Origin of the sequence: Formosa sp. A9, assembly GCF_051200825.1 — a bacterium.
Classification (GTDB): Bacteria; Bacteroidota; Bacteroidia; order Flavobacteriales; family Flavobacteriaceae; genus Formosa.
Genome location: NZ_CP195158.1, coordinates 2,162,243 through 2,180,222 on the forward strand (window position 1 = coordinate 2,162,243; position 17,980 = coordinate 2,180,222).

Annotated in this window: 12 protein-coding genes; 7 read left to right on the plus strand and 5 right to left on the minus strand. The window is 37.9% G+C overall.

The features are described from left to right. Positions 1-13: 13 nt before the first annotated feature. The 3 genes from ACR9EA_RS09670 to ACR9EA_RS09680 all read right to left on the minus strand — a co-directional run bounded on the left by ACR9EA_RS09670 (position 14) and on the right by ACR9EA_RS09680 (position 6,533). Positions 14-1,414 carry a glycoside hydrolase family 28 protein gene (locus ACR9EA_RS09670; RefSeq protein ID WP_435132152.1) on the minus strand — a complete coding sequence of 467 codons (1,401 nt, stop codon included), beginning with the start codon at positions 1,412-1,414 and terminating at the stop codon, positions 14-16. Positions 1,415-1,530: 116 nt separating this feature from the next. After that, positions 1,531-3,399: a RagB/SusD family nutrient uptake outer membrane protein gene (locus ACR9EA_RS09675; RefSeq protein WP_435132155.1), complete on the minus strand. Its 1,869-nt coding sequence runs from the start codon at positions 3,397-3,399 to the stop codon at positions 1,531-1,533. Between the two features lie 11 nt (positions 3,400-3,410). Further along, a complete protein-coding gene (locus tag ACR9EA_RS09680; protein WP_435132159.1) occupies positions 3,411-6,533 on the minus strand; it encodes a SusC/RagA family TonB-linked outer membrane protein in 3,123 nt (1,040 codons plus the stop codon). Positions 6,534-7,014: 481 nt separating this feature from the next. On the opposite strand from ACR9EA_RS09680, the gene ACR9EA_RS09685 reads away from it, so the two are divergent. The 7 genes from ACR9EA_RS09685 to rhaM all read left to right on the plus strand — a co-directional run bounded on the left by ACR9EA_RS09685 (position 7,015) and on the right by rhaM (position 16,039). Further along, a complete protein-coding gene (locus ACR9EA_RS09685) occupies positions 7,015-8,274 on the plus strand; it encodes an oligogalacturonate lyase family protein (protein WP_435132162.1) in 1,260 nt (419 codons plus the stop codon). 2 nt (positions 8,275-8,276) lie between these two features. Next, positions 8,277-11,015 carry a glycosyl hydrolase gene (locus ACR9EA_RS09690; protein ID WP_435132165.1) on the plus strand — a complete coding sequence of 913 codons (2,739 nt, stop codon included), beginning with the start codon at positions 8,277-8,279 and terminating at the stop codon, positions 11,013-11,015. Next, complete coding sequence (locus ACR9EA_RS09695; protein ID WP_435132167.1) at positions 11,005-12,138, plus strand: glycoside hydrolase family 88/105 protein; 1,134 nt, start codon at positions 11,005-11,007, stop codon at positions 12,136-12,138. Before ACR9EA_RS09690 ends, ACR9EA_RS09695 begins: the two co-directional genes overlap by 11 nt. Next, complete coding sequence (locus tag ACR9EA_RS09700; RefSeq protein ID WP_435132169.1) at positions 12,131-13,117, plus strand: glycoside hydrolase family 43 protein; 987 nt, start codon at positions 12,131-12,133, stop codon at positions 13,115-13,117. Before ACR9EA_RS09695 ends, ACR9EA_RS09700 begins: the two co-directional genes overlap by 8 nt. Positions 13,118-13,336: 219 nt before the next feature. Then, positions 13,337-14,074 (plus strand): GDSL-type esterase/lipase family protein, encoded by a 738-nt coding sequence (locus ACR9EA_RS09705; protein ID WP_435132173.1) that lies wholly within the window; start codon positions 13,337-13,339, stop codon positions 14,072-14,074. Continuing rightward, a complete protein-coding gene (locus tag ACR9EA_RS09710; RefSeq protein WP_435132176.1) occupies positions 14,067-15,677 on the plus strand; it encodes a family 43 glycosylhydrolase in 1,611 nt (536 codons plus the stop codon). Before ACR9EA_RS09705 ends, ACR9EA_RS09710 begins: the two co-directional genes overlap by 8 nt. A 47-nt stretch (positions 15,678-15,724) precedes the next feature. Next, positions 15,725-16,039, plus strand: coding sequence for an L-rhamnose mutarotase (gene rhaM / locus ACR9EA_RS09715; RefSeq protein ID WP_435132178.1), 315 nt, complete (start codon positions 15,725-15,727; stop codon positions 16,037-16,039). Positions 16,040-16,120: 81 nt separating this feature from the next. On the opposite strand, the gene ACR9EA_RS09720 is transcribed toward rhaM, so the two are convergent. Both ACR9EA_RS09720 and ACR9EA_RS09725 read right to left on the minus strand, forming a co-directional pair. Next, entirely contained in the window at positions 16,121-16,894 is a 774-nt protein-coding gene (locus ACR9EA_RS09720) for an SGNH/GDSL hydrolase family protein (protein ID WP_435132182.1), read from the minus strand. Between the two features lie 10 nt (positions 16,895-16,904). Next, a complete protein-coding gene (locus tag ACR9EA_RS09725) occupies positions 16,905-17,888 on the minus strand; it encodes a family 43 glycosylhydrolase (RefSeq protein WP_435132185.1) in 984 nt (327 codons plus the stop codon). Positions 17,889-17,980: the final 92 nt, after the last annotated feature.

Below are 17,980 nucleotides of genomic sequence, written 5' to 3' on the forward strand. Positions count from 1 at the left end.
AATTTATAATCTTTTAATCATTATTAGTTTCGAAATCTAAAATGTGCTCATGAATATGGTTTTGCGATCGAATAGTATCGGCTACAACATTTTGTAATACCACATGCTTAATTGGTAATTCCTCCTGGCCTAATATTCTAGACACATAATCTACATTCGAGGCTTTTATATTACTTAAAAACACATCTTGTATTGGTGTTAATTTACGTTCTATAGTAGGCACCAAATCGCGCCATTGGTACAATACATCGGTTTCTATACCCAAAATACCATTTTTAACGGCACCTGCTTCAATATTATCAACAATAATATTTTTGACGTAACCACCACGGCGCTCGTTAGTTTTTATAAACACCAAATGAAACATCTTCGCATCTGGAGCCACTTTAGAATTTTCTACAAATACATTTTCTATTCCACCAGAAAGTTCGCTACCTATAGCCATTAACTGATGACCGTTTTTAACCAAGCAGTTGCGCATTACAATATTTTTAGCCGGTGTATTTAAACGCCAGGCGTCTTGATTTCTACCAGATTTTACAGCGATGGCATCATCACCTTGATCGAACACACAATCTTCTATTAATATATTCTGACTCATTTCTGGGTCTACACCATCGTTATTATGGCCGTGAGCGTACACCTTTACTTCTCTGATAACAATATCTTTAGACAAATAAGGGTGAATCGTCCAAAACGGGCTATTGGTTATGGTTACGCCTTCCAACAACACTTTCTCGCAACGATTAAACTGAATAAATTGCGGTCTAAAATGTGCCGTATCGTTAACCATTTGGCGGTCTTCAACAGGAGTGTTATTGGCTGCCATAAAATATAATTCTTTCAGGTTTTGCATATGCCCTTCTGGTCTCGAAAACCAGGTTTGCCACACATCCATTTTAGCTTTTAATTCGCCAGAACCTGTAATAGCTACATTTTCACAGTTGTAAGCATAAATCAAAGGCGAATAATTATAGCACTCCATGCCTTCCCAAGTAGAATGTACGGCTGGTAAATAATCGTTAGGTGCTTCCGAAAATAAAAGGATTGCACCAGCTTCCAAATGCAAATTTACATGACTTTTTAAATGAATGGCCTTGGTTAACCACTCTCCTGAAGGAATTATAACTCTTCCGCCGTTATTTTTATTGGCCAAATCAATTGCCTTATGTATCGCGGCTGTCGTTTTATTTTTATCGCCCAAAACGGCACCATAATCGGTAATTACAAATGCTTTAGTACTACTAAAATCAGGTATTTTAATATTTGGCATATCAAAAGGCGCTTTTACAGTGACTTCTGTTATTGCTAAACCTTCTTCTTTACTAGGACTATTGTTTTTATTGGAAGTGTCTTTGCAGCCCAAGAGACACAACAAGAACATACTCGTTATATTAAAAACTATTTTACGCATACAGTTTTATTTTTATATGAATTCTGAAATTAAAAACTCAGTTATGTTAAAAAATAAACGCTATTATAAAATAATAGCGTTTAGGGTTGTAAAAAACACACTTATTAATTTTAAAATTAATAACCTGGGTTTTGCATTTGATTCCTTTCTTCTGGTGATAACAATACTCCATTTACGGTTACTGACTCTAAATAACTTTGCGGAATAGGTCTTAAAGCATGATGTTGATCTACATTAGGAGCTGCTTCTGGATTAAACGCTCTTGCTCGAGTTACCAAAGTATTTGTTCTAACTAGATCTACCCAACGATGAAACTCTCCCATTAGTTCTCTAGCTCTTTCATTTAACACAAAATGGATAAACATATCTGGCTTAGAACCAACACCAGCAGGATACATTTCCTCCGCTGCTTCTGGAGTGCCTGGTGTAAAATAAGCCTCTGTGGCCTGCATTTCACTTTCGGTACTTGATTGTTCGCCCTCTGTAACTTGTTCTGCTAAATAATAAACAGAACTGCGAGTTTCTCCATCTTTATAGGCAGCTCTACTTCTTAACGCATTAATATAATTTAATGCTGTACCATAATCTCCCAATCTACCATAAGCCTCTGCTGCGATTAAATATGTTTCGCCTAAACGTGCTAAAATTCCATCTCTAGTTCCTTTTGCATCATTAAATGACGTTCTGAATGGATCTCTGTATTTTGATAGTGATGGATAAGTACTTACATCATAATCGGTACCTTCGGCATCATTAGTATAACGCACAAGCATTAAAGGTGCAAAGGTATCTTTGTAATCCTCTGTAAAACGAGTATCACCAGCATCATTAACCAACATAACTATCGCGGTATCACCAACACCAAATTTAGGTTGTCCTACCAAGCTTGGATCTGGAGCATTGTCTGCTGTCCAATTAGGAATACCATTAGTATTAACTGCAGTGTAAGATGTTTGAAAACTTTTGTAGAAACGAGAATCGTTAGTTCTATCAAAAATATCTAAAGCATAATCGGTTGGCTTTAAACGCTGGAATTCCCTTCCGTCGTAAAGATTACGCGTCATACCTGGAAAGTTTCTGTAAACAGATAAAAAGTACATATGTGTTTGGTTTCCATAACGCCCCATTAACGCTTGAGTATCATCAAACTGAGAGGCCAATATGATTTCGCTTAAAGTTTCATTAGAACCGTTAACACTCGTATAATTAAATATGTCGTTGTAATCTGGAGCTAGAGTACGGCTTGAAATAACCATCTCTGCATATTTTGCAGCATTTTCCAAGTCTGTAGACTGAGTTAAATCTGCATTTTGCTCACTAGCTCTATTTAAATATACCTTAGCTAAAAAATGTTGTGCCGCGGCTTTAGTAATTCGTCCCGTTTGCGAAGGTGTTACTGGTAACAGTTCTTCGGCTCGTAATAAATCTTCAATTATAAGGTTAAAGCCTTCTTCTTTAGTAGCTCTAGGAAACTCTGCTGTATCCTCTGCTATTGGTGAAGTTGAAATTGGTACGCCTCCAAATTGTTCTATTAATTTAAAATAATTAAAGCCTCTTAAAAAATATACTTCTCCTAGACGAGTATTCATCAATTCTTCATCTAAAGGATCTCCCAATACTTCTGGAATTTTTTGAATACCAGTATTACATAAATTTATTTGAGCATACATATTATCCCATAAAGGTGATAAATTTCTGGTTTCTAACGGATCTAGCACTGGAGAATAAGTATTCCATTGCACATGGTCTCTACCACCACCATTAGTAAATTCGTCTGTTCCGTAATTGGTTAATGTATAAGACCACTCGTAATTATGATGAAAACGTAATCCTTCATAAGCACCATTAACCAATTCTTCTATTCCTGCTTTAGTATCATAACGCTCTTGGGTAAGCGTTGCTACCATTTCTTCTTCTAAAAAGTCGCTACAAGACGATAATAATCCTGTAACACTAATTAACGTTATTATTAATATTTTTTTCATTGCTTTTTTAATTAAAATATTAAACTTAATCCTAACACAAAACTTGTTGGAGCGCCATCACTATCTATAAAATCGGTTTTTGAATATAACCAAGGGTTATTGGCTTGTGCATAGATTTTAAACTTAGTCATACCTAAATCATCCAATACCTGATCTGGCATATAATATCCTAAAGATAAGTTTCTCAGTTTTACAAAAGAGCCGTCTTGATAATTCATGGCACTATAATGTACTGGCTGGCCACCGTTGTTAAAATCTGCGATTGGGTATTCGTTTGTTGGATTGTCTGGTCTCCAATAATCTACCTTTCTACTGGCATAACGACCTTGCATATCTACAGCACCTCCTGTAACAGTGTGTCCCCATCTAGAGAATAAAAATACATAAAGTTCGAAATTTTTGTAGTTAAACGTATTTTGTAAACCTGCAATCCACTTAGGATTGGCTTGACCGATAATTTTCTGATCCTCGTTTGCATCAATTTTATTATCTCCATTTAAATCTCTAACCTTAATATCTCCAGCCTTGTAATCGTGTCCGTTAGCATTATACAAAGCCATTTCCTCTGCATCGTCTAATTGCCATATACCCACTTTTTCGTAGTCGTAATATACACTAATAGGCTCCCCAATAAACCATCTGTTTACTAAATCATCTTCACCAGTTACCAAGCTTACAATTTCTTCTTTATTTTTAGTAAATGTAAAGTCTGTAGACCAAGTAAAATCTTTAGAATCAACGTTTATAGATGATAAAGCGATTTCAATACCACTGTTTCTAGTTTCACCTGCATTTACGGTAATGTTGCCATAACCTGTAACAGAGTTAGGACGTTTATCTAATAAAATATCTTCGGTATCTGCACTGTAATAATCTATAGACCCAGTTAATCTGTTATTGAAGAAACCAAAATCCAGCCCCAAGTTAAACGAGCTTGTTTTTTCCCAACCTAAAGTTCTATTCGGAATAGAACCTCTATTATCTTCAGAAGCTTTTGGGTCGCCTGTAATATAACCTTTAGCAGGATCGCTACCAAACACATAAGCCGATGACTGTAAGGCTCCTGAAGTACCATATGGATCTACAGCCTGATTACCTACAGTACCATAACCTCCTCTTAATGCCAATTGACTAATCCAAGACACATCACGTAAGAAAATTTCTTGGTCTAATTTCCACTTCAAAGCTAAAGACGGAAAGAAATCCCACTTATGCCCTTGACTTAACACCGATGATCCATCTGAACGTCCTGTAACAGTAACAATATATTTATCTTTAAACGCATAGTTAACGCGAGCCATATAAGATAACAATGTTTGTTTATTGTATCCAGAACCCCAACCATCTAAAGCCCCTCTATTTGTAGACCCTAGGTTATACCACAACTGACTGTCATAAGGTAAGTCTGTTGCTGTCATACTCGACGATTCATTTTGAATGGCTGACGAACTTTGTAACAAGGTTACTCCTAAACGATGATTTTCATTAAAAGTTTTATCATATGTTAATAAATTTTCTAATGTCCATGACAAATTTCTACCTTCATCAGATCGGGCATAATTTGTTGAAGATGGTGCTCCACCACCTCTCAAGCTAGATTCTGCAGTTTGAAACTGACCATTTCTATAAGTTCTTATATCTGGACCAAAAATTGATTTAAAGTGTAATCCTTCTGTAATTCTAAAATCTGCAAAAAAGCTACCGAAAACCCTTAAATTGGTACGTTCGTTAATTACCTCGTCATAATCGCGTATCGGGTTTACAATATTGGTATCTGCTCCTGGGTTAAAAATAAAGTTTCCGTCGGCATCGTAAGGCACTGCATAAGGTAACTGTCCTCGAGCTTTAGCGTATAAATTTCCAGCACCTCTAGAACCTCCCTCAACATAACCATAATCTTGTACACTATATAAGGTATTTAAAGTTCCTCCCATGGTAAACCAGTCGGTCGCTTTAAGTTCTGCACTTACCAATCCAGTATACTTAGTGTACTCCTGTCCTTTTACAGCACCTGTTTGGTGTAAATAACCACCAGAAATAAATGTCTTTAATTTTTCTGTACCCCCACTAGCGCTTAAATTATATTGCTCGGTCATTCCTGTTTGTGTAACATAATCTGCCCAATCGGTGGTGCGTACATCATTTGCGTTATACACTGGGTTACCATCAGAACCTATTTCGGCTACTAAATTATCTTTATCAATCCAAGAGTATCCTGCTGCAATACTCTCCCAAGCTGCTGCATCTTGTCCGAAATATTGAAAATCTTTTACTGGATCGGCATAATTCATAACATTACCATTAGCATCGTTATACAAGCCTGCTGTACGCAAAGCATCTCTTCTATACTTGGCGTATTCACCTCCGTTAAAATAATCGGCTTTATCATAGATTTCTTCAAAAGCCACCGAAGTTTCAAAATTAATTTGCATTTTGCCTCCACTTCCTCGTTTTGTGGTTACCAAAACCACACCATTAGATCCTCTAGATCCATAAATAGCGGTTGCAGAAGCGTCCTTTAACACTTCAATAGATGCAATATCGTTTGTGTTTAACATTTCTAATCCACCAGTCTGTAAAGGCACCCCATCTACAACATATAAAGGCCCGTTACCACCAGAAATAGAACGGTTACCACGAATACGGATACTCCCTACTTCACCAGGACGAGCATTGGTGGTAATATCTACCCCTGCCGCTTTACCTTGAACACCTTGTAAAGCATTTGTTGTTGGCTGAATAACCAATTCTTCTGCAGATACCGAAGAAATGGCTCCTGTAACATCACTCTTTTTCTGAGTACCATACCCTACAACCAAAACTTCGTCAAGAACAGCTGTATCTGTTTGTAAAATTACATCGATAGAATTTGAAGTTCCTACCGTTTTTTCAATCGTTTGAAATCCTACATACGAAAAAACAAGAGTTTCTCCTGCTAAAGCAGAAATTTCATAGTTTCCATCAAAATCGGAAACTGTTCCGTTAGTTGTACCTTTAAGCAGCACGTTTACGCCTGGTATTGGCATACCAGAATCATCAATAATTGTCCCCTGTATTACCTTGGTTTGGGCATAACCGACACCCGATAATAAAGAGAAAACAAACACCAATAAATAAATTAGTTTTCTTTTCATATTAAATAATAGTTAGTATTTATGTTTTCCAAATATATCCAACGGTTTTGCCCTTAGTATCCTGTGCTATGCTGAATGTTATTGTTTACAACGCTACAAAATCAATGCAATTCTTTAAAAATCAATATGTTACACATTTAACAAAAAATTAAAATTTTTATTTTGCAAATGTGATTTCACAAATAAAACAGCAATAATATTTACAATACATTAATTTAAAAGGCTTAAAAATACAAACATCGCACCCAAAGAACTTCACTAACTATATAATCGCAAACCATTAACAAATCAAGAAAGACACCTATTGATTTGACAATCAATTAACTATATTAAATTCTTAACATCAAGACGGGCTTTGCCCCATAACAACATAAAAACAGAACGCGTTTCTCAGGACGGGACAGGATGGTACTTTTAGCAAATAGCGATATTTTTAGCCAACCAATTACACAAACTAATTACCAAAACCATATAACTAATTATGAAATTACCAACGGCTTATTACATTGTTCTATTAAGTTTAATGGTATTGTCGTGTAAAAAAAATAACAACACACCCAGTAAGCAAACTGAAACTATTACTGTTCCCGTTCTGGAAACCGGTTCACAATCGCCGATGCCCAATATTTGGATTGATAGGGACACGGAACACAAAATAAAAAAGCTAACAGATCGCAAAGGCGCAAACCGCAGTTTCTATTTTCATAACAATCCGTTTTTACCATCGCAAGACGGTTCAGAAACTTTAATGGTATTTTATGGGGATAGTGGTAATAATAAACAACTCTATACGGTTAATCTTTCAACTAAAGAAACGCAACAAATTACAACCAAACCAGGTGACAAACATGGTGAAATATTAGCTGTAAACTCCAGAAAAGTATTTTACACGGTAAGCGATAGTCTTTTTGCGACGCATATCGATAGTAAGGAAACGGAATTCATTTATAAATTTCCAGATTCGCTTGTTGGTTCTATGATAACAATTAATGCTTCAGAAAACATCATGGCAGGAAAAATCGTCAATGCCGAAGCGAGTAAAGCATTAAGAAAAACCTTAACCGGTCGTGGTAACTTCGATAAAATTTACGAAGCCAAACTAAATCGTTCTTTGGTAAAACTGGACTTAGAAACCAAAACCATGACACCCTTTTTCTCGGAGAAGGCTTGGTTGAACCACTTACAATTTTCGCCAACAGATCCCGATAATCTCATGTATTGTCACGAAGGGCCTTGGCATAAAGTAGATCGTATTTGGAATATCGATATTCACAATCACAACAATCGACGCATTCACGAACGCACGGTCGATCGTGAAATTGCGGGTCACGAATTTTTTAGTCCCGATGGACAAACCGTTTGGTTCGATTTGCAAATTCCTCGAGGCGAAACCTTTTACTTGACTGGCAAACACTTAGAAACCAATCAAGAAACTCGCTACGCGCTTAAACGAAACGAATGGTCCATACATTATAATATTGCCCCAGATATGAAATCGTTTGCGGGCGATGGCGGCGATGAAAGTCAGGTAGCGCATGCTAAAGACGGTATGTGGCTCTATCATTTCACGCCTAAAAATGATTCGCTTGTTTCCGAAAAATTAGTCAATATGAAACACCATAATTACGATCTGGAACCGAATGTTCATTTTACACCAGATGGGAAATGGATTGTTTTTAGAGCTAATTTTGAAGGCGACACCCAAATTTATGCAGTTGAACTAAAAAAATCTGAAATTTAATCATGTCAAAACAACTATATGTATTAGCCTTTTTAACCGCTATCGTCTGCACCTCGTGTCAGTTAAAAGCGCAAGACGAACTGGATAAAAAAGAAACCTGGCCCGCACAAACCAACACCACAAAACCGTGGACTCGCTGGTGGTGGATGGGCAGCGCTGTAGACAAACCAAACATTAAAAACAACCTGATTAAACTGCACAATGTTGGCATTGGCGGTGTCGAAATCGCCCCTATTTACGGCGTTAAAGGCGAAGAAAACAATTTTAGAGATTACCTATCGCCAGAATGGATGGCCATGCTGGATTACACCATCCACATTGCAGACAGCTTAAACATGCAGGTCGATTTGACTTTAGGAACTGGTTGGCCCTACGGTGGCCCGCAGGTTACCCCTGAATTTGCTGCTGCCAAACTCATTTCGCAAAATTATCAGGTAAAAAAAGGTAAAACCTTCAATAAAACAATTGCAGTTGAAAACCCAAAAGAAAAACAACCTGCCAAATTACTTTACGTGTTAGCATATGCCGAAAACGGCAATTATGAAGATTTAACGAGTCTGGTTAAAAACCAACAATTACAGTGGACAGCAACAGATTCTAATTACGACATCTACGCCATTTTTGAAGGTAAAACTGGCCAGAAAGTAAAACGTGCCGCTCCGGGTGGCGATGGCTTTACTTTAGACCATTATTCCAAAGCCGCTTTAAACGCCTATGTAAAACCATTCGATACAGCTTTGGTGGGCTTTAACGGAAAAATCAGATCTATTTTCAACGATAGCTTCGAGGTTTATGGCACCGATTTTACACCAAACTTTTTTGAAGCTTTTCAAAACTTGCGCGGATACGATTTAAAACCTTATGTGAATCTGTTGTTGAAAAAGGCCGACGATCCGCTTGCAAACCGTATAAAAAGTGATTATCGGGAAACGCTATCGGATTTATTATTACACGATTTTGACGAACCGTGGACAGCCTGGGCTAATAGCAAAGCATTTAAATCGCGTTTGCAAGCGCATGGCTCGCCAGGAAATTTAATCGATATGTATGCCGCAGCCGATATTCCAGAGTGCGAGACCTTTGGTTCTATGCCTTACGATATTCCGGGATTCCGCAGAGAACAGGAAGACATTCGCGAGGGCGATGCCGATCCCGTGATGCTGAAATTCTCATCGTCTGCCGCACATATTGCAGGCAAGCCCCTAACCTCTTCCGAAACCTTTACCTGGTTACGCGATCATTTTAAAGTGGCGCTATCGCAATGCAAACCAGAGGTAGAAGATTTATTTTTAAACGGAATCAACCACGTGTTTTTACACGGTACCACCTACTCGCCAGACCGCGCAGCCTGGCCAGGATGGAAATTCTACGCTTCGGTGAACTTCAATCCAAATTTAACCATTGGCGAAAGCGAGTCGGAATTATTCAACTATATCGCTAATTGTCAATCCATGTTGCAATCGGGTCAAGCCAATAACGACGTGTTGCTGTACTGGCCTATTTACGATGTTTGGGACGATTATTTAAAAGGTACCTTATTTTTTCAGTTTAAAATTCACTCTTTGGACGAGTGGTTACACGGCACACCATTTTACAAAACCACTACCAACTTAATGCAACAAGGCTATTCGTTGGATTTTATTTCGGATAATTTTATTGCCCAAGCTAAAGTTGAAAATGGTCATATTATCGTGCCAGGCGGACAATATAAATCTTTAGTGATTCCACACTGCGACAACATGCCATTGAAAACATTGAATAAATTAATGGAATTACAAAAACAAGGCGCTTCCATTATTTTTGAAAACAAACCGAAATCGGTGCCTGGTAATTTCAATTTAGAACAACAAAATACTGAATTACAAACCGTAGCTAAAACAATTACACCAAGCAGTGATGTGTTTTCCGATTTAGCAAAAGCAAATATTCACCCGGAAACTTTAGTCAATACCGGACTTAAATATATAAAACGTGCTGTTGATGGCGAAACCATTTATTATCTTGTTAATCACACAGCCGAGCTGGTTAACAGCCTTATTCCGATTAACAGCAACAACAAAGATGTAATTATTTTCGATCCCTTAACGCGACATTTCGGACAGGCTGCAACCAAAAACAGCGACAACAAAACTTTGGTTAAAGTCCAAATTGAACCGGGACAATCGCTTTTCTTAAAAACAGAAACAAATAGCGAGATTGCCGACTGGAATTATTTTGAAACCGAAAAAGAAACCTATCCTATTTCAGGAACTTGGAAACTCGAATTTACAAAAGGTGGTCCAAAACTACCGCAAGCCGCCGAAATTTCAGATTTAGATTCCTGGACGACTTTAGGTCCGGAATATGAAGCATTCTCGGGAACGGCAAAATACAGCATCAGCTTTAAAAATCCAGATGCCACTGTTAAACATTGGCAACTCCATTTAGGCGATGTTAGAGAAAGTGCTAAAGTCTGGCTTAATGGCAAACTTGTAGGGACGGCTTGGTCGGTACCTTACCAATTACAATTGGATAATTTAAACGCTGGTGACAATCAATTAACCATAGAAGTAACCAACCTAGCAGCCAATCGCATTAGAGCCAAAGAAATGCGTGGCGAGGAATGGAAAAATTTCTACGAAATCAATATGGTCGATAAAGACTATCAAAAATTCGATGCGACTAAATGGAATCCGATGCCTTCTGGTTTATTGAATCCTATAACATTAACACCCTTAAAACTTATAACACATGAAAAATAAAATCCTTTGTCTTTGCCTAACACTGGCAAGCTTTTCGTCGGTATTTGCTCAAGACTTACCCGACCGAAAAGCCGTATTAGAAACCATGATTTTAACCAACGATTACTTTATGAAAAAGTGGCCCGATGTTGGTAAAACTATCGTCACTAATAAAGAACGCCCAAGTAACATCTGGACGCGTGGCGTGTATTACGAAGGCTTAATGGCCTTGTACGATATTTGGCCGAAAGAAGAATACTATCAATACGCTTACGATTGGGCAGAGTTTCATAAATGGAATTTTAGATACGGCGCTGCCAACCGCAATGCTGACGATTATTGTGCAGCACAAACCTATATCGATTTATACAATTTAACGCCTGATCCTAAAATGCTAAAAAGCACCAGAGCCTGTATGAACATGTTGTTAAATACACCACAAAACGACGATTGGTGGTGGATTGACGCTTTACAAATGGGTATGCCTGTTTTTGCGAAAATGGGCGTATTGGAAAACGATAATCGTTATTACGAAAAAATGTACGACATGTACATGTATACCCGCGATAAACATGGCGAAAAAGGCCTTTACAACCCAAAAGATGGCTTATGGTGGCGTGATGCCGATTTCGATCCACCTTACACCGAACCAAATGGTGAAGATTCGTATTGGAGTCGTGGTAATGGCTGGGTAATTGCAGCTTTAGCACGCGTATTAAACATTATGCCTGAAGATGCGCCACATCGCGACCAGTACATTAAAGATTTTAAAGCAATGGCCGAAGCCTTAGTGCCAATTCAACGAAAAGATGGTTTCTGGAATGTTAGTCTGCACGACCCAAAACATTTTGGCGGTAAAGAAACATCTGGTACAGCCCTATTTGTTTACGCGATGGCTTACGGTGTAAACACAGGCATTTTAGATAGAAACACTTACTTACCTGTACTTTTAAAAGGTTGGAATGCGATAGTAAAGGAATCGGTCCATAAAAACGGATTCTTAGGTTGGTTACAATCTACTGGTAAAGAACCAAAAGATGGTCAGCCCTTGTCTTACGACAAAGTTCCAGATTTTGAAGATTACGGTTTAGGTTGCTTCTTATTAGCTGGTACCGAAGTTTATAGATTGGAAGCACATGACTAATAAAATTTCACGTAAACACATTGCGCTTCTACTTATTGTATTAGGTAGTTTATTACCTTCTGTAGTAGAAGCACAAAACCAAACAACCAGTAAAGCTAAAAATGATTTGGTTTACATCTTCTCCTATTTTAAAGGCAATGGCGAAGATGGCTTGCATTTAGCCTACAGCAAGGATGGATATACATTTAAAGCCTTAAATAACGACCAAAGTTTATTAACGCCCGAAATTGGCCCAAACAAACTGATGCGCGACCCGTGTATTATTCAAGGGCCGGACAATACTTATCACATGGTCTGGACAACAGGCTGGACGGACAAAGGTATTGGTTATGCACAGTCTAAGGATTTAATCAATTGGTCCAAACAACAGTATATCCCCGTAATGGAACACGAAGCTGAAGCTAGAAATTGTTGGGCTCCCGAAGTCACTTATGATGAAACATCTAAGCAATACATCATGTATTGGGCAACAACTATTACGGGTAAATTCCCCGAAACCCAAACCGATGCCGATAAAGGTTACAACCATCGCATGTACTATGTAAGTACCCAAGATTTTAAAACTTTCAGTGACACAAAATTACTTTACGATAGCGGTTTTAATGTTATCGACGCTACCATTCAGAAGGAAAACAATAACTACATCATGTTTCTAAAAGATGAAACAAAAGCGCCAAAACCAGAAAAAAATCTCCGAATAGCCACTAGCAACACCATTACCGGTCCGTATACCCAAGCCAGTAAACCTATTACCGGAAATTATTGGGCAGAAGGCCCAACAGCCATTAAAATAAACGGCAATTGGATGGTATATTTCGACAAATATACCGAACATCAATACGGTGCGGTACGCTCTAAAAACTTAAAAGACTGGGAAGATGTTTCAGATAAAATTGTATTCCCAAAAGGCACCAGACACGGAACTATTATTGCGGTTTCCAAAGCTGTGTTCGATAATATTCAGAAGGCATTAAAGTAATTAAAAACTTATCTATAAACTAAACCACTATAGACTGGAAGTCTATAGGTTTGAAAACAGACTGAAAGTCCGATTATTTGTATTTATTTTAGCCACAAATACACAAATAATCTTTATAAAAACTATGTCAAATATTCGTGCATTCGTGGCGAAAAAATATTTATAGAAACTGAAAGTCTTGCACTAAAAGTACATAGTTTCAACTAACGACTGAGACCAATGAAACAACAACTTCTCATAAAAACACTAATTATAAGTCTCTATTTCTGCTGCGGAATTAACCTTTTCGCACAACAGTCTACCCCAATAGACAGTTTATATCCAGACACCACTCTAAAAATAACATATCACAATGCCTGGACTTCTAAAGAATATCCCAGAAGGATAAAGCAATTTAAAGAACAACCGCTAAAGCCTGGTGAGATTGTGTTTTTAGGGAATAGCATCACGCAAATGGGTAGAGATTGGAGTGAGAAATTTAACACTACAGGCATCCGGAATCGCGGTATTGCAGGCGATGTTACAGATGGTATTTTAGCGCGTTTGGACGAAATCATTTACTTTAAACCCAAAGCCGTATTTATACTTATCGGTATTAACGATTTGTTCAACCTCCATAAAAACGAAGGCATTCCTTCGGCGACATATGTGGGCAAAAATATCGTAAAAATTGCAAGAACCATAAAACGTGAATCACCCAATACGGCTGTTTATGTGCAAACGGTGTTACCCACAAAATACAACTATTTACAAGCACATATCACCGAAGTTAACCAGCTATTAAAAGCTAATAAACAGTACTACAATCTCATTGATTTACATCAGCAATTTGTAAACGATGCGGACTTTATTAAAGATGAATTAACGAACGACGGCACTCATCTAACCCCTGAAGGATACTCGGTTTGGGTTGAAACATTATCACCAATCATTCAAAACCTGAAAGCTAATGATTAAAAGTTTAAACCTTCAAAAAACGACTGTTTATTCCTTTTGTTTTATCCTAGTCTTTTCTTTTCAGAATGTGTTACAGGCACAATTCAAAAACATTAAAAACGACCAATTCTGGAACACAACAAACGGAAAACCCATTTACAGTCAAGGTGGCGGAATTTTTACATTTCCCGACCCAAAAACCGGCGAAAACAAATATTATTGGTATGGCGTGCATTATAAGGAAGCCGAATTATACCGAGAAAACCCAGCCATAACCCAAGAGCAAAATCATTTTGTCGCGGTAACTTGCTATAGCTCGACCGATTTGGTAAACTGGACTTTCGAAAATAATGTTCTGGAAAAACAAACCGTAGCCCAAGACGGCAAAACGGGTTGGTTGGGACGTATGGGTGTCGTGTATATTCCGGAGAAGAAGGAATATGCACTTTTTATTCAGCATAACAATAGCGTGCTAATTGCGACAGCCGATTCGCCTGTGGGCAACTTTAAAATACATAACCGTTTGGATATGACCGATAGGATTGGTACGCCAAACACCGGCGATCAAACCGTATTTACCGATTACGACACGGGGAAATCGTATTTGGTCTATTCCTACGGACGAGGCCGAAATAAAATTTACATTTCGGAAATTGGTGTAAAAAACGGTAAAGTCGATTTACTGGATTGCAACCAAATATTTCAAGGTAAAGGACGCGAAGGCAATTGTATGTTTAAATACAACGGCAAGTATTATGTATTTGCATCGAACCTCTATGGTTGGGATTCGTCGTACGCCTACTACCTCGTTTCCGATAACATAAAAGGGCCTTATACGCCAACGAATGAAATGTTAATAACCCCAGGTTGCATGGACGATTTTGCCCATATTACCCAAACCGGCTTTTTTGTAAACGTAAAAGGTAGCAAACAAGAAACCGTGGTGTATTGTGGCGATCGCTGGGCTAATTTTGCAGGAAATGGTTTAGGTTATAATCAATGGATGCCCTTATCGTTTGATGGTGACACACCGATTTTTAATTCCTTAAATTCATGGGAATTAGACGAAAGCACAGGCGAATGGCAAGTAGCAAAAGACAATAATTATGTAAAAAACCCAAGTTTTGAAGCGGATCGTCGTGTGATTCCTTCACCAGTAAAACCCATACAAGCACACATCACGGGTTGGGTGACGCAATTTTATCAAGGTCGTACAACAGTCGTTGGCGAAGCCGAGTCGCCACAGCTTAATTATTTCAACAGTCAGGGAGATAGACAAAAAGTGATTGGTGAAAAAAGTTTAAATATTGAAGACCAAGTGCCTTTTAAACGCAAAGTCTATCAAATTATTGAAGCCACAACTTACGTTCCGATTGAAGATGGTAGCTACACCCTAACGGCTAAGGTAAAAACCAACGATAAATTTAAAGCACTCTCCATGTATGCGGAAAGTGGCGGCAATAAAAAACAAACGCTTATAAAAAATACAAACCAACACTGGCAAACCATAAGCCTTGAAGCAGTTTCCGTTAAAAATGGTAAGGTTGAAATTGGCTTTTACGCCGACGGAGACGCGCAAGCGAGTTGTCAGGTTGACGATGTTTCCTTTATCAGAAACAACTAAAAATCGTAAAACATTTTACTCATAAAAATCTCAAAAACTCTTTCATCATGATTAGAAAAGCCTTTAAAATGAAATTATATCCAGATAAGATTGAAACATATAAACAACGCCACAACCCAATCTGGAACGAATTACAACTCGTATTAAAAGCCCACGGCGTACATAACTACAGCATTTTTTTAGATGAAGCCACCTGTTACACGTTTGGTTATGTAGAAATAGAATCGGAAACTCAATGGAACGCCATTGCCTCTACCGAAACTTGCAAACACTGGTGGGAACACATGGCCGAACTCATGGAAACTAACTCTGATTTTAGTCCTGTTTCCACAGAATTGATTGAAGTGTTTCATTTGGATTAACCCCCCCCCTTTAAACATCAAATCGTTTCGCTAAACAAAAATCACTTTTTTGTTTTTAAAATAGTATAACAACCGACTACATTATTTGATAAAAGGTAAATTAGGTTTCATTTGCTCTATCCAAACTCTAGCCATAAGTTCATGACCTGCAGGCATAGGATGAATACCATCCCAAATCCAATAGTCTGGTTTAGCACGTAAACAAGCTGCATCAAAATGCTTCTGAAACGCTATGTGGACAGCATTAAATTCATTCGCTAATTGCTTCACCAACTGTTGGACTTGTTTAGTATAGTTATGCCATAAATCAGATTGCTTAGTAACATGGCCAACATCTAAAATAAAAGGTTCGCAAAGTACTATTTTAGCATCAGGTAAAGCGTTTTTGGTACGTGTTAATAGCGCTCTATAATCAGTTTCCATTTGTTCTATCGGCAAATTTCCTTGAGGTATAGCCGCTAGAATATCGTTTACACCGATTAGAATATTCACAATATCTGGTTTTAAATCTATAGTATCGTCCTGCCAACGTGTGTTTAAATCGTTAATGGTATTTCCACTAACACCTCTATTGTAAAACATCAATTCCTGCTCGGGATAGTCGCACCATAATCTACTTGAAATTAAGTACGCAAAACCATGCCCCATAACATGGTTCCAATCTAAATGTCTAGTTCTATTACCATCGGTTATAGAATCGCCTTGAAATAGTATTGTTAACCCTGATGAATCCTTTTCTGGAAATCGATTAACAGCTTCCGTAAAACTGTGCGATAAAACGGGATGCGTCGCTAAGCCAGCTGCACTTAACATGCCAATATGTTTAACAAATTGTCGTCTTGTTTGTTTCTTCATAATTAATATACTAATGTAATTGCACCTGCACTGGTTTGTTACGGTTACAAGTTATCGTACCATCCACCAACTCCAATTCGGCTACTTGAATAGAGCTTCTTCTAGTGGCGTACGTATCCACTCCTTTATTCTCTGGCGTTCTTCCAGGATGTGTAAAGTAGAAGATAAAAGCACGGTCGTTATTTACAACTATTCCTGGATGCCCACCAATAACTTGATCGTCTTCGCCAGTTCCTGGTGCTTTCAAAATATTCTGTTCCTGACGGTTCCAATGCACTAAATCATCCGATTTATAAACACCTAAACCCGACCAATTATCTACAATCATCCAATAACTATCTTGCCACTCAAAAACATCTGGCCCTTCCCCCCCTTTATCGCCTACAACTTTTTTACCACTATCTACCCAATTGTACAAATCTTTACTATCGGCATAATACATCGATTTTCCATCCTTTTCATTATTGTAATACATACGCCAGTCTCCATTAGGTAAACGAAAAACACAAGCATCGATACACTTATCTGTAGCTAAAGTCAATTTTGACCGAAACTCCCAATCCATTAAATTTTGGCTCGTAAAATGTGCTATATAACGCGGATGTTTCCAATCGGAAAACGTTCCCGGAACGATAGTTAAATACATATGATATACCCCTTCATAAGCTATAACTTCTGGTGCCCAATGCGAATAATCATCCTCACCATAAGGGATATTACAAACCCCTTTGTAGGTCCAGGTATTTCCATTATCCGAAGATTCCGCAACACCTATTTTAGTACCGTGTACCCATGCTACACCAGACGCATTTTTCAAGTTTGCCCGTCTGTTGGTGTAAAACATAAACCACTTCTGTTCGGCATCGTTCCAAATTACTGTTGGATCTGCTGCACCATCAAATATTGGATCCCGAAATAAAGGTTTAGATGCTGTTTGCGCATTCAAATGCATATAAAACATCGTAAAACACAATAGGAAAAAGATATTCTTCATGGATTAGTTCTTATTATTTATAAAAATGAAAAATACAGAATAAGCTTTGCAAATAAAAACTATTAAAAAGAAAAAACCTTCATAAAGTCGTT